Genomic DNA, 13,440 nt, shown 5'->3' with positions numbered 1-13,440 from the left:
GGGAAGGGTTTTATGATGAGCCTGTATAATTTAATCATTGATGGTAAAATTTAAACGAGGTGATGTAAAAGTGGTAACACCCGCCTTGCGCAGGTATGCCAGAATTGGTCTTCAGGCCGTCTCCACGACTTTCCGCCGCTTTCCCATTCCGCTCCTTATGTTTCTGGGGCTTGCGGCCATCCTTATTTATCGCATCGAAACTCCTTATGAAAAGCTGAAAGAGATCAATACCATTCTTGACCGGATCAGCGGTGTGCTGGCTCTGGGTGTCCCCTTTTCCTTAAGCGTCTCCCTGCTATTGGAGCGGTTAGGGAAAGAAAAATATCTTCTCTTCCAGATCGGCACCTGGCTGGCAGAGCTGGCTTTCCTGTACCTGTACTACCTGTTTTTGTTCCCCGATACCGATATGGTCCCGGTAACCCGGCTGTTGCTGCTCACCCTGGCCATGACCCTGTCCTTTTTCTTTATTCCCTACCTCCCCAAAAGGGATCATTTTGAGATTTATGTCACCAGTATTATTACCGGGGCCGCGACAACCGCCTTTTTTACCGTTGTGCTGGCTTTAGGGCTGGTAGCCACCCTGTTTGCCGTCAAATCCCTGCTATACAGCGGCATGGATTCCCGCCTTTACGCGGATACCTGGGTTTTAGCCTGGACAATTTTTGCCCCGCTCCATTTTCTCTCTAATTTGCCCTGCTTGAAGGATAGTTTTACCAGAGAGCATTTCAATAAAGTAATCAAAATCATGCTCCTCTATATTGTTTTGCCCATCATTACCATTTACACCATTGTCTTATATGCCTATTTCAGCAAAATTATCGTCACCCAGGTCTGGCCGAAAGGCATTGTTTCTTACCTGGTCGTTTCCTATACGGCTGCAGGAATTGCCGCCATCTTTCTGGCCACGCCCTTTCGGGAGGAGAACAAATGGGTCAAGGTCTTTACCACGGGCTTTACTAAACTAATCTTTCCCCTGCTGGGCATGATGTTTATCTCCATCGGCATGCGCATCGGCCAATTCGGCTTTACGGAAAACAGGTATTTTATCCTGGTCATCGGTTTATGGGCGACCGCGATTATGATTTTCCTGAACTTCAGCAAAGGGAAAAACAATACCGTGCTTCCGGCCAGCCTGGCCCTGGTCGCTCTTTTAACCGTTATCGGGCCCTGGAATGCCTTTGAAGTGTCCAAAATGAGTCAGAGCAACCGGTTTGTCCAGATTGCCTCCAAGTATGACCTGATCCAGAACGGTCAAGTAGTCAAGAACAACCGTGTCGTGGAAATCCTGGACCAGCAGGAAATCAGCGGCGTATTGCGCTACTTTGACCAGTCCCATGAACTCAGTGATCTGAAATACCTTCCCCCCAACTTTACCATGGATCAGATGAAGGATGTTTTTGGGTTTGAGCAGGTTTACCCGGACGGCAGAGCGGGGAATTACTTCTCCTACAATTGGGACCGGACCGTGCCTGTAAAAATTTCGGGATATGAGACCTTCTTCCCCTTGGAAGCTTTTACCTATTCATCCGGCAACGAGAATATCTATGAAAAAGAAATCGATACTGAAAAGGGAAAAGTGAAGTTAGCCCTTGACCCCCAATATCACCTGCTCCTGTTTAAAAACGGGGATAGAATCTACCAATATGATTTAATGAACTATGTTCAGCCCCTCTATGCCAAATATGGCACCAATATAGAAGGAGGAATGAAGCCCGGCACCAATTCCTCCAGTTCGGAAAGAGCCATTCTCACCGATGAGACCGATACCCTCAAAATCATGATTATCTTTAACAATATCAACGGATCAGTGATTCCCGAGAATAATCAGCTCAAGATAGAAAACATGGAAGGAGAAGTTTTCCTGACGGTGAAATAAACGAAAAGCCCTCAGGGCTTTTCGTTTATTCCCATCCATGGCCTTCATAACGTAGATGGGGGTTTATCAACAAGCTTATTTCCTTTTGATCAATACAATGATGCCATTGCTTAAAAGTCCTAAACCGATGCCGGCCCCGCACCCTACAGCAAGCCCAATGCCTGTACTTACCAGGCTATGACCGCCGAGATAACCGAAAAAGGCCCCCAGGGTAAGCCCCAGGATCAGAAAAGCCCCATAAAAAAGGCCGATGGCATCGCCGTTTTCCCGATACCACTTATCCAACTGCACATATTCCTCCATGCCAAAACCGTCAAATTCCCGCATAAACTCTTCAAAACTGCTGTTGAGCTCCGCCTCGTCGAATTTATCCATGGTCATTTTCAGGGCTTCCTCTTCCGAATAGCCTTCTTTCATAAGGTCAACCAGTCCGTCCCGCAAATAGGTTTTAATCTCCTCGGCAAAGTCCGTTCTTCTCGATTTCAGGTTGAATTTGTGGCGATACTTTTGAAATTTTCGTTCCAGCTTATCGCGCTGTTGCTCGAACTTAGCCTGAAGGTGTTCCTTGTAGGTCATCTCTTCCTGCCCGGAATAACCTGCTTTTCGGGCCACGCGCTCCACCAGCTTATCAATTTTCCGCATCGTCTCACGGTCCAGCATATGCTCACTCATGAATATCTACTCCTTTCAAAAATAAATCCATAATTCTTTTGAGATGCTCCCATTCCCGCTTGCGTTGGGACAGATGCCTGCGCCCTTCCGGCAGGAGCCGGTAATACTTGCGCCTGCCGCCAATACTTTCTTCACCCCAGTAGGATTCAATCAGGCCGCTCTGCTCCAACCGTTTGAAGGCAAGATATAAGGTGCCCTCTTTAAGCTCAAAATTATTTTGCGTTTGTTCCTTGACCCGCTTGCCAAGCTCATAGCCATACAGGTCATCTCCATAAAGCATGGAAAGAATAATGATATCGATGTATCCCTTGAGCATTTCCTTCTCGATTTCCAATATTTCTGCCTCCTTTCCTATTCCCTCTTATCTATATTATGCAATATACATTATTACTTTATGCATTGTAACATATTATACTATATAATGCAATGTATGTGGCCCAATTTTTCCTTTCCAGTTTCATCCAAATAAACTTCTTTTTGTGCCGCCGCCTTTGATCCGATGTAAAAACATAGGGAGTCACTAAAATAAAAAAACCCGGACTTCAAGCACATGCTGAATTGTCCACGCGAGACTTGGCCCGGGTCAATGCATGAAAAAAGCATCTTCTCGTAAGAAGATGCTTGAAATTTATGACGGAACTACATGTTTTCCACAAATTGAATTTTTAATCCGTTGGGATCCCTGACAAAGAAAAACTTTACGTGCGGATTGGGCTGAAACGGTCCGCTATGAATCTCGATCCCCTTTTCTTTCACAACGTTGAACATTTCATCCACTGAGCCGACTTCAAATCCCAGGGAGATATCCTCTCCCATGTTTACTTCTTGATTGGTTCCGTTACCGATCAGTTCCACCTTTGTTTCCCCGTCCCCCAGAAATACGATCTCCGTTCCGGGTCCGGCCGAAAATTTTCTTTCCACTTTCAGGCCAACAATTTCCTGATAAAATTTTAAAGATTCCTCCAGATTCTTCACCCTTAATGTGGTCCAACAAAATTTCATGCTTACTTTCCCCCTTCATCAAATTTTTGTTTTTCCTTTTCCCATCCCGCTTTATTAAGTTTCCCTCCAACTGACAAGATACTCCGTGTTGTGGGGGATATTCCCCATACCCGGCTCGTTCATTTCCCATCTTCCGCCCATACCGGTCTCTTTTGCCGTTAAGGCAAAATGGCACATGGCAATTCCCATGTCCACCCGCTGCAAATCGTAGGCCAGGTGCTCCGCATAACCTTTGGTGTGTTGGAGAAAGAAATGATAGCCGTGATCATCCTTAACGATCCGCCAAGGCTGTTTATTCGAGGCGGAGGGTGCCAGGCGGAGCATTTCCAGAGGTACTGCGTATTTTCCCGCCTCCTCTTGGGTCAAAGGGGTAGCGAAATCATGGAGAAAAAAAAGTTCCCTCCACTCTTTTCTGTTTTTGGACCCGGCGGAAAACCGCATCACGGAGTCTAGGATACGTTTGCGGCTGCTGGGATATCCTATCGGGGTGACACAGGGCAGGATTTCGTCATTTTTCAATTTTACGGCTTGGGCAAACTGGCTTTTTTTAAAGGTACCCCCCAGCCAGCAGGTGCCCAACCCTAAAGATGCGGCATACAGAATCAGTTCTTCCAGAGTGTAACCCAATTCCTCCAGGTTTCTATCCGCCTTTTTCACGGCCGCGGCCACATATGCAGAGGCTCCTTTGATTACACCGTAGGTTCCCAGCCTCACATTTGCTTCCTTTAAAACCAGATCACTTTCCATCAGGACAAACCTGACCGGCACCCGGAAGGGTCCGGTTATGGATGAAAAAGCCGCCTGCAGCCGGTCCTTTATGTCCGGTGTCAAAGGCTGCTCCAGATAGGTCCGGACAGAGATCCTCTTTTCGATCACCTCCGTAATAGGCTTTTTAAATAGGGATTCCTGATTCCCCATCATCACAACCTCCCCAAAAACAAATATGGATACCTGCTTTATTATTACCCCGTACTTAGCGGATTAACTCCTGCAAAAGAGCTTTTCCTAAATTATAGGCCCCTGCTTGGGCTGGAAAATTCTCCTGTACGGAAACGGAAACAGTGCCGGTACAAACTCCCAAGACTTTGGTAAAATCCATCTTTACGTGTATACTTTCTGCAATTTACCAGAATTTCCTTTTGATAGCCCTTTCCGGTGATTAATTTTTATCGATCAGGAAATATCCAAATTAAGAATATTTGTTTTGCAAAAAAGCAGGAAAACTGTTTAAATGTGTTGAAATTAAGAAAAATATCCAAGTATCCATGTATCCATAATCTATAGGCAAAATGAAACCGACTTCATTATTCATGAACAGATGGAGGTGAGTATTTTCTCGAGGGTAAAATCAATGAAGACTGAAAATATCAGAGGAGGCGATACCATGAAGCTAAAAATCGGCGTAAAAATATGGCTAGGGTTTTCCCTTATATTGCTACTATTGGCTATTATCAGTGTAAACTCTATCCTTTCGTCAAAGTTAACGGAAAAAAATATTGCGACAATTACCGTGGCAAATGAAAGCCTTACCCTTGAGAAAGATATTGCGGTTCATTTTTACAACGCGGTATCAAATATTCGCGGTTATATAGCCTATGGACAGAGTACTTTTAAGGATACCTACAACAAAGAAATGAATACCGTGCTCGAACTGGAAAAGAAGTTGTATAATCTGATGGAAGCAGATCATAAAGCAGAGGTTAAAAAGCTTATCGCCACAACAGACAGCTATCACAAAGGCATTACGGACGATCTGATTCCTGCCATTGAAACTCAGCTTGCATCTCCTGATTTCCAAAGTATGCAAGAAGCCCAAAAAGAGGTCCTCCAGCTAGCCGGTACCATGTTACTCATTACAAACCAGCTGACAGAGAGTCTTCAAGAATTAGTCGCCCTGGACACAAAGGAATTCAATGAATCCATCACTGCGACAAAACAATATGTCTCCAAAGTAATTTTTGTTGCCATCCTGATCAGTATTCTGGCCATGATCCTGGGCATCGGCTTAAGTATATTCCTGGCCCGATCCCTAAAAAATCCCATTCTAAGCATGGTGAACGGCGCCAATCAGTTTGCTCTGGGTAATTTTACGGAGGAAATTAGGGTAAAATCCACTGATGAAGTAGGCGATCTGGCCCGGTCCTTAAATGGCATGGCATCCCAACTGCGGCATTTGATGGCCGATGTTGCTGCCCATTCCCAGGCCCTGGCCGCCCACAGCGAAGAACTGGCCGCTTCTGCGGAAGAAGTAAGCGCCACCATGGAAGAAACAGCAAGTACCACAACCGAAGTCGCTGCAATGGCGGAGAATAGTATGGAAAATGCCACCGTAACCGCGTCAGAGTCCCATAAAGTAATTGAAGTGGCCGAGTCGGGGGGCAAAATAGTAAGAAAGACCGCAGAGAAAATCACGGCCATTTCTCAATCCACCGATCAGGTAAATAGTTCCATTCAGAACCTTGGCGGCCTCTCCGCACAAGTAGGGAATATCACCGATGTCATTACCGGTATTGCCGATCAGACCAATCTTTTGGCCCTAAATGCGGCAATCGAAGCGGCCAGAGCGGGGGAGCACGGACGAGGCTTCGCCGTAGTGGCGGATGAGGTGCGGAAACTTGCAGAACAGTCGGCAGCTGCGGCCAAAGAAATAGGCCAGCTCATCACCCAGATTCAGTCAGGTGTTGAATTGGCCATGGAAGCCATTGCTCAAGGTGCGGCAGATGTGAATGAAGGGGTGCATTTGGCCTCGGAAGCCGGAACGGCTCTGGAAAATATCATTGACACCATTTACCACAATATTAAGTTCATCGAAGAGATCTCACTGGGTGCCAAACAGACAAGTGAAGGAACCCAGCAGCTATCGGCAAACAATGAACAAATAGCCTCCACCATCCAGCAAGTGGCCAGCTCTACCCAAGAACTTGCCAATATTGCAGAGATGCTGCAAAGGTCTGTTTCCCAATTTAAAATCTAGGGACCAGGCTTTCAGGGGAACCAAGGGGACGGGCCCTTTGCCGCTTACGCGACCAGAGGACCCGTCCCCTTGGTTTAGGCCAGAGGCCTCTTTTTGATCAACTCCATAATAGGCTTTTTAATAATGATTCCCGATTCCCCATCATCACAGCTTCCCCAAAAACAAATAGGGATACTTTATTATTATCCCCGTACTTACCGGATTCACTCCTCCAAAAGAGCTTTTCCTAAATGATAGGCCTCTGCTTGAGCTGGAAAATTCTCCTGTACGGAAACAGTGCCGGTACAAACTCCCAAGACTTTGGCAAAATCCATCTTTACGTAAGCACAGGCTTCTTTCATCATGTCCGTCGTAATTCGGGCTCCAATATTGGGGTCCGGGTCAAAATAAGTCATTAAGAGGACAAATTTTTTCCCTTGTAACACATTTTCATAGTCTGGAAGGCCATAAATCCTATCCAAAAAAGGCTTGGTCTGCGCAGTCACATTGAACCAGTAAATGGGTGATGCCAGCACAAGCACATCTGCCGCCAAAAGACTTGAGTAAATCTCCCGCATATCGTCTTTCATCACACACCCTTGAGAGGCTTTTTTGCACTTCCCGCACCCCATGCACGGCTTAATATTTTTTGAGGCGAGGTAGATCTGTTCTATTTTCACATTTTTATCTTCCTCCATTGCTTTGAGAAAATGATGCAAAAGAGCCGCTGTATTGCCATTTCTTTTAGGGCTTCCTTGAACCGCCAAAATGTTCATTCCCCTATCCCTCCTCGGTGAACCTACTTATATTTTCTGCAATTTACCATAATTTCCTTTTGATAGTCCTTCCAAACGTTTAATTTTTATCGATCGGGAATGTCAAAATTAAGAATATTTGTTCGAAATTGAAGGAAAAATGTCTAAATGTGTCGAAATAAAGAAAAATATTCCAGCAGGATCCAAATTTATACAGGTTAATTTGTAAACAGATGGAGGTGAGTGTCCTCAAGGGTATCATAATGGATTAAGACTTAAAACAGCAACTTAAAATGGCATAGGAGGCGATACAATGAGGCTAAAAATCGGCGTAAAAATATGGTTAGGGTTTTCCCTCATATTACTATTATTGGGTATCATCAGTGTAAACTCTATCCTTTCGTCAAAGTCAACGGAAAAAAATATTGCGACAATTACCGTGGCAAATGAAAGCCTTACCCTTGAGAAAGATATCGAAGTTCATTTTTACAACGCAGTATCCAATATTCGCGGTTATGTGGCCTATGGACAGGATACTTTTAAGGATACCTACAACAAAGAAATGAATACCGTGCTCGAAATGGAACAGGAGTTGCAGGATATCACAGAAGCAGATCATAAAGCAGAGGTTAAAAAGCTTATCGCCACAACAGACAGCTATCACAAAGGCATTACGGACGATCTGATTCCTGCCATTGAAACTCAGCTTGCATCTCCCGATCTCCAAAGCATGCAAGAAGCCCAAAAAGAGGTCCTCCAGATCGCCGGTACCCTATTACCCATTACAAATCAGCTGACAGAGAGTCTTCAAGAGTTAGTCGACCTGGACACGAAGGAATTCGATCAATCCATCACTGCGACAAAACAATACGTTTCCAAAGCAATTTTTGTTGCCATCCTGATCAGTATTTTGGCCATGATCCTGGGCATCGGCTTAAGTATATTCCTGGCCCGGTCCATAAAAAATCCCATTCTGAACATGGTGAACGGCGCCAATCAGTTTGCCCTGGGTAATTTTACGGAGGAAATTAAGGTAAAATCCGCCGATGAAGTGGGCGATCTGGCCCGGTCCTTAAATGGCATGGCATCTCAACTACGGCATTTGATTGCCGATGTTGCCGCCCATTCCCAGACCCTGGCCGCCCACAGCGAAGAGCTGGCCGCTTCTGCGGAAGAAGTAAGCGCCACCATGGAAGAAGCAGCAAGCACCACAAACGAAGTTGCTGCAATGGCGGATAATAGTATGGAGAATGCCACCGCAACTGCTGCAGAGTCCAATAAAGTAATTGGAGTGGCCGAGTCGGGGGGCAAAATAGTAGGAAAAACCATCGAGAAAATCACGGCCATTTCTCAGTCCACCGATCAGGTAAATAGCTCCATTCAGAACCTTGGCGGCCTCTCCGCACAAGTAGGAAATATCACCAACGTCATTACCGGTATTGCCGATCAGACCAATCTTTTGGCCCTAAATGCGGCAATTGAAGCGGCTAGAGCGGGGGAACACGGACGAGGCTTCGCTGTAGTGGCGGAAGAGGTGCGGAAACTTGCGGAACAATCGGCAGCCGCAGCCAAAGAAATCGGCCAGCTTATTACCCAAATTCAGTCAGGGGTTGAACTGGCTATGAAAGCCATTGCTCAGGGTGCGGCAGATGTAAATGAAGGGGTACATTTGGCCTCGGAGGCCGGAACGGCTCTGGAAAATATCATTGAAGCCATTCACCACAATATTAAGTTCATCGAAGAGATCTCACTGGGCGCCAAACAGACAAGTGAAGGAACCCAGCAGCTATCGGCAAACAATGAACAAATAGCCTCCACCATCCAGCAAGTGGCCAGCTCTACCCAAGAACTTGCCAATATTGCTGAGATGCTGCAAAGGTCTGTTTCTCAATTTAAAATCTAGGGACTTCTAGGACCATGAAAAATTCTCATGCCATCACCAGGGAAAGAACGGTGATGGCATTGTTATTTTAAGGGTGATGAAGGATCAAGGAAAAAATCCATAAGTTTACAATTAGGGAATAAACTCTTATACTTAAAATAGATTTTTTTATTTGAAGAATTAAGGGAAGGTGGGTTCAGATGGCAGGGCGGCGCATAATCAAAATAGGAGACCCGATTCTCCGTGAAATTTGTCAACCCATAAAAAAGATTACCCCCCAGGTGCTAAAGCTTCTTGATGATTTGGCCGATACCCTTTACGCAGGGCCAAACCGGGCCGGATTGGCCGCACCCCAGGTAGGAATCGCCAAAAGACTGGCCGTATTAGATTGCGGCGACGGCTTAACGGAATTAATCAATCCTCAAATTATCAAAAAGTCCGGAGAACAGACCGGTCAGGAAGCCTGTTTATCCATGCCGGGGCTGGTCGGGGAAGTGAAAAGAGCAGATTATGTGATGGTAAAAACCCTGGACAGATCCGGGAAAGAAAGGACCCTTGAAGCAAAGGGATTTCTTGCCGTCTGCCTGCAGCATGAGATTGAACACCTGGACGGCGTTTTATTTATTGACCATGTACCAGCCGGCAAGCTTTTCCATGAACTGACGGAGGAACCCTTGGATGTGCTTCAGGTAATTCAGTTTTCCAAAAAGAATTTGTAATCCCACCGGCCCCCTGAGCCGACTTCAGGGGGCCGGGCCACCTTCAGTACCGGTATGCCCCTGTCCCCTTTGGAAAAAGAACCCATGCCGCCTCTTCAAAATCTTCCCGGATTCGGTCATTGGGACGCACCGGAGCCGGCGGTGCACAAGAATGCCCATGGGATTCTGTCCGGATGACGGGGTCAAATGGTTCTGAAAATTTTAGATTTCCCCCGGTTTTTGCAGGAATAAGTGGGAAAAAGTTGAATTTGTAAGTAACATTTTTAAGGGAGATGTTGTGAAATGGCGCGGCATAAAGAAGTGAAAAATGTCATGGAAGACTATGTTTGGGAATTGCTGCCGGAAGTGATGAAGAAATATCCCCACGCCTGTAAATGTGACACCTGCCTGGCCGATATCGCCGCTTTGGCATTAAAGTCCCTGACTCCCAAATATGTGGTGAGAACAAACGGTGAAATCATTTCCAAAACATTAGATTTGCCCCAATTCACCGTGAGTGTTCTGATGGAGCTGACCAAAGCTGTGGAAGCAGTTCTGAAACACCCGAAACATGAAAACAATGCCTAAACAATCTTAGCCCTATCCTTTTGCTACCCTTTGATGCCGGTTGCTCATGAACAGGCACCATTAACCGTCTGCCCAAATCTTTTTTCTCTAAATCTAACACCTTACCTTTTGCATCCAGAATCCCCCGCGGAAATGCCTCGGCTCATGGGAAATCACAAAAGCATCCGGGCGGCATAAAGAGTCGACCATTTTATACAAGTGGGGTTCATTTTTTCTTTTGGCCAGCACTTCCAGCACCAGGCGGTCCGCATCTCGCCCTTCTGCCAGCCAGCTGGTTACCCCGAAACCGTTCTCCCGCAGTTGCTCCGCCAAACCGGCATCCTCCCGGCTGGTGATAATTTGCACCATCACATATCCCAAGGCCATTTTTCCCTCAATAAAGGTGCCTGTTAAAATACCCAACCCGTAGCCCACACAATAGGCCAAGAGATTTATGGGATTATCCAGTCTATTCAGCACCAGTGTCAATCCCGACATATAGATAAAAATCTCTCCCATACTGATCACCGCCGCAGAATAAGATCTGCCTTTCAGCGTCAAAATCATCCGGATGGTAAACATAGATACGTAAATAATTTGGACTCCCAGAATAATTAAGATCGTGTACATTTCTCTTGCCCCTCCTTCACAACAAATAAGATATGCCCAAGTACAGAAAATCAGCACCCTAAATTTTTGCCCCAAAAAAGCGGAAAGGGTGTTTTCCCTTTGAAGTGCCTAAACAATATTGCGCACGCTGCTTACCCGGTGGCTGGAATCATAGGCGGCTGTTTTTCCCGTGTCCAGCCAAAAGGCCAACCCGATCACAACGGCATTCAGGGCCAGATGGAAAGCGGCAAAAAGATCGACATGAAGGGAGATTTTTTCGGTTAATGCGAAAAAGTTAAGCCCCAACAAAATCAGGGACAGGATGCCGATCCCCATCGTTTTCCCGGTGTTCAGTTCCCTCATAGTGGAGAAATATAGGCAGATGCCCAAAAGAAAAATTCCTGCTTCTATCAGGTAGGAGAGAAGCACATGATCCCCCAATCCTAAGCCAACTTTGATACCGCTGAATAGGAGGGGTAGTTCAGGTGGGGAAACCAGAAAATCCAAAAAGAAATGAGACAAGATGGCAATCAAAAATATCATTGCCCGCACGGGAAATTTCACGATGTTAAAGACCTTAAAGGCAAAGCAAATCAGTACGGCTAAGATGAAATTTGACAACAGGCTGTGGGAGACGGGCGTGTAGACCGGGGCCAGGGAATTTATTCGTATCGGTCCTTCGATCACATTTGCCTTTTCCACACCCAGAAGCAGAAAAACATCCCATAGAATATCCGGCAGCATCACCAGTAAAAAAAGCAGTCCCAGCGATACCCTTTTTTCAAGTTTTTTCAGGGCAAAACCCACCCCATAGTGTCCAATAAACATACCCATACCTCCAAACTATTTTGTGACGATCAATCTGAGCCTAATATCTATTCAATTTTCCCTGACTCGGGCTAGCATGAGAATTGATCCTTCATTTTCTATCATAACAGGATTGCCTTAAAAAATGATATACTTTTTTCATATTTTAGGATTTTTCCTTCTCAAAAAGAGCATGTTTTTTATATTATTCACCCTAAACATCAGATAAAATTGATTTTATGGTCTGTGTTCGACGTTATCATAATTTATCCTTTATTACCAACCAATGAACCAGGTAGCTAACTAAACTTTTTTCCTAAATTAAAAAGGGATTCAGTAAATAACCGAATCCCCATTTACCTTGCTTTTTTTCTTTTACTTTGCTCCCGGGTCACGCCTAATTTTTCCCCAGCAGCAGACCTGCTATTTCAGGATTAACCAGGTGATAAGTTGCATACGCACCGCCTACCTGTACGGTTGCCACATAATTGGTGGGGGAACCGTAACTGGTCAGGCTGATGCTGGCATTATCCGCCAAAAGGATCTTGATCGTATTTCCCGCGATCATTTCGATATAAGGATTGTCATCCAGGGTACTTTTGTTAAGGTTGTCGATGATCCGGGCAAATTCTTCTTTGGGATATTCCTTTATCTTTTCCTGGGCCAGATTATACACGGCAATAGACTGGACATCCTCCCCGCCAAGATCATATCCCATTTCACCAAAGGTTTTCCGGGCAAAGTCTTCCTTGGTTTGGCCATCCACCCGCTGAATCTGATCTGTTTTCAGCCTGATGAAAGCATGGGGATAGGTAATCGCCTGGGTCACCAGCATGTCCGGCGCCGGCTTCAAGAGCAGAGAAGAAATATAGGCTTTCCCGGGAGCGGTCAGAGTGACACTTTCCACTACCATTTTGTAGCCTCCGGTAGGTTTCTCCCCCCCGCTGATGATCACATAAGTACTGTCCTGTTGGGTGATAAAATGGAGGCCTGCTTTTTTCAGGTTCTCTTCATACCAGGCGGCAAGAGCCGGGTTTTCTTTCAGCTCGTCCGCTCCGACAATTTCGTAGGGGAGGGAAGTTTTCACCACCAGAGTCTGATTTTCTGCCTCCCAGGTTGCTTCCCATCCGAAACATGCGATCACTGTTCCTGCCGGAATAAAGACGGTGTCCTGCACGATCTGTGCCGGTACATCCATTTTCCTTTCCTCAGGGATACCGGTAAGATCATCCTGCCGATGGATCAAAAGAATGTCTTTTCCCAGGGGGATCTCCACCTTTATTTTGTCCCTATTTACCCAAACGGTACTGCTCTTGGCGTCCCAATTCACTTCAGCCCCCACGGCTTGGGCAAAAGTTTTCAAAGGCACCATCACTCTACCTTTCTCCAAGAAAGGCTCTTCCCCTAAAGAGATCGTCTCCTGATCCAGCTTAATTTTTATGTCCTGTTTAGCAAAAGCGGTCAAGGAAAAAATCAGTGCGAGAAGTAAAACAACGCCAGCTACTAAACTCACCGTTTTCTTCATCATATTTCCATGCTCCCTTCGTCAAGTAGGTACCGTAAATCGATCTACACTTCATTAGACGGTGAAAGCAATAAAAAGTTTCTCCTGAGGCCGG

The 13,440-nt window shown here is 45.8% G+C and carries 13 protein-coding genes; 5 read left to right on the top strand and 8 right to left on the bottom strand.

Annotated features, from left to right (window positions below):
* Positions 1 to 70: 70 nt before the first annotated feature.
* Complete coding sequence (locus tag DCMF_RS18960; protein ID WP_214658731.1) at positions 71 to 1,876, top strand: DUF4153 domain-containing protein; 1,806 nt, start codon at positions 71 to 73, stop codon at positions 1,874 to 1,876.
* A 75-nt stretch (positions 1,877 to 1,951) separates the two neighbouring features.
* Here DCMF_RS18960 and DCMF_RS18955 read toward each other — a convergent pair whose 3' ends face one another.
* The 4 genes from DCMF_RS18955 to DCMF_RS18940 form a co-directional block, all read right to left on the bottom strand.
* On the bottom strand, positions 1,952 to 2,548 hold the full coding sequence (locus DCMF_RS18955; protein WP_148135867.1) for a hypothetical protein: 597 nt from the start codon (positions 2,546 to 2,548) through the stop codon (positions 1,952 to 1,954).
* Positions 2,541 to 2,882, bottom strand: a complete 342-nt coding sequence (locus DCMF_RS18950) for a PadR family transcriptional regulator (RefSeq protein ID WP_148135866.1) — start codon at positions 2,880 to 2,882, stop codon at positions 2,541 to 2,543. The genes DCMF_RS18955 and DCMF_RS18950 overlap by 8 nt, the downstream gene beginning before the upstream one ends.
* Positions 2,883 to 3,187: 305 nt before the next feature.
* Positions 3,188 to 3,550, bottom strand: coding sequence for a VOC family protein (locus tag DCMF_RS18945; protein ID WP_148135865.1), 363 nt, complete (start codon positions 3,548 to 3,550; stop codon positions 3,188 to 3,190).
* Between the two features lie 54 nt (positions 3,551 to 3,604).
* Positions 3,605 to 4,471 carry a nitroreductase family protein gene (locus DCMF_RS18940; RefSeq protein WP_335582356.1) on the bottom strand — a complete coding sequence of 289 codons (867 nt, stop codon included), beginning with the start codon at positions 4,469 to 4,471 and terminating at the stop codon, positions 3,605 to 3,607.
* 463 nt (positions 4,472 to 4,934) lie between these two features.
* On the opposite strand from DCMF_RS18940, the gene DCMF_RS18935 reads away from it, so the two are divergent.
* Positions 4,935 to 6,524 (top strand): methyl-accepting chemotaxis protein, encoded by a 1,590-nt coding sequence (locus DCMF_RS18935; protein ID WP_148135864.1) that lies wholly within the window; start codon positions 4,935 to 4,937, stop codon positions 6,522 to 6,524.
* A gap of 203 nt (positions 6,525 to 6,727) precedes the next feature.
* Here the strand turns inward: DCMF_RS18935 and DCMF_RS18930 are convergent, their stop codons facing one another.
* On the bottom strand, positions 6,728 to 7,279 hold the full coding sequence (locus tag DCMF_RS18930) for a flavodoxin family protein (protein ID WP_148135863.1): 552 nt from the start codon (positions 7,277 to 7,279) through the stop codon (positions 6,728 to 6,730).
* Between the two features lie 292 nt (positions 7,280 to 7,571).
* Between DCMF_RS18930 and DCMF_RS18925 the strand changes: the two genes are divergently transcribed.
* The 3 genes from DCMF_RS18925 to DCMF_RS18915 all read left to right on the top strand — a co-directional run bounded on the left by DCMF_RS18925 (position 7,572) and on the right by DCMF_RS18915 (position 10,426).
* Positions 7,572 to 9,161, top strand: coding sequence for a methyl-accepting chemotaxis protein (locus tag DCMF_RS18925; protein ID WP_148135862.1), 1,590 nt, complete (start codon positions 7,572 to 7,574; stop codon positions 9,159 to 9,161).
* Between the two features lie 179 nt (positions 9,162 to 9,340).
* Entirely contained in the window at positions 9,341 to 9,859 is a 519-nt protein-coding gene (gene def / locus DCMF_RS18920; protein WP_148135861.1) for a peptide deformylase, read from the top strand.
* 282 nt (positions 9,860 to 10,141) lie between these two features.
* The gene (locus tag DCMF_RS18915; RefSeq protein ID WP_148135860.1) at positions 10,142 to 10,426 is read left to right on the top strand and encodes a late competence development ComFB family protein; all 285 of its coding nucleotides are present in this window, start codon (positions 10,142 to 10,144) and stop codon (positions 10,424 to 10,426) included.
* A gap of 93 nt (positions 10,427 to 10,519) precedes the next feature.
* On the opposite strand, the gene DCMF_RS18910 is transcribed toward DCMF_RS18915, so the two are convergent.
* From DCMF_RS18910 to DCMF_RS18900, 3 genes are all read right to left on the bottom strand, one after another.
* Entirely contained in the window at positions 10,520 to 11,035 is a 516-nt protein-coding gene (locus DCMF_RS18910) for a DUF2179 domain-containing protein (RefSeq protein ID WP_148135859.1), read from the bottom strand.
* A 108-nt stretch (positions 11,036 to 11,143) separates the two neighbouring features.
* Entirely contained in the window at positions 11,144 to 11,842 is a 699-nt protein-coding gene (locus tag DCMF_RS18905; protein WP_148135858.1) for a hypothetical protein, read from the bottom strand.
* A gap of 376 nt (positions 11,843 to 12,218) precedes the next feature.
* Positions 12,219 to 13,349, bottom strand: a complete 1,131-nt coding sequence (locus DCMF_RS18900; RefSeq protein WP_148135857.1) for a stalk domain-containing protein — start codon at positions 13,347 to 13,349, stop codon at positions 12,219 to 12,221.
* Positions 13,350 to 13,440: the final 91 nt, after the last annotated feature.

Source organism: Candidatus Formimonas warabiya, assembly GCF_002777255.1.
Lineage (GTDB): Bacteria > Bacillota > Dehalobacteriia > Dehalobacteriales > Dehalobacteriaceae > Formimonas > Formimonas warabiya.
Note: the sequence above shows the minus strand (reverse complement) of the source record. Positions and strands in the feature narration are given on the sequence as shown.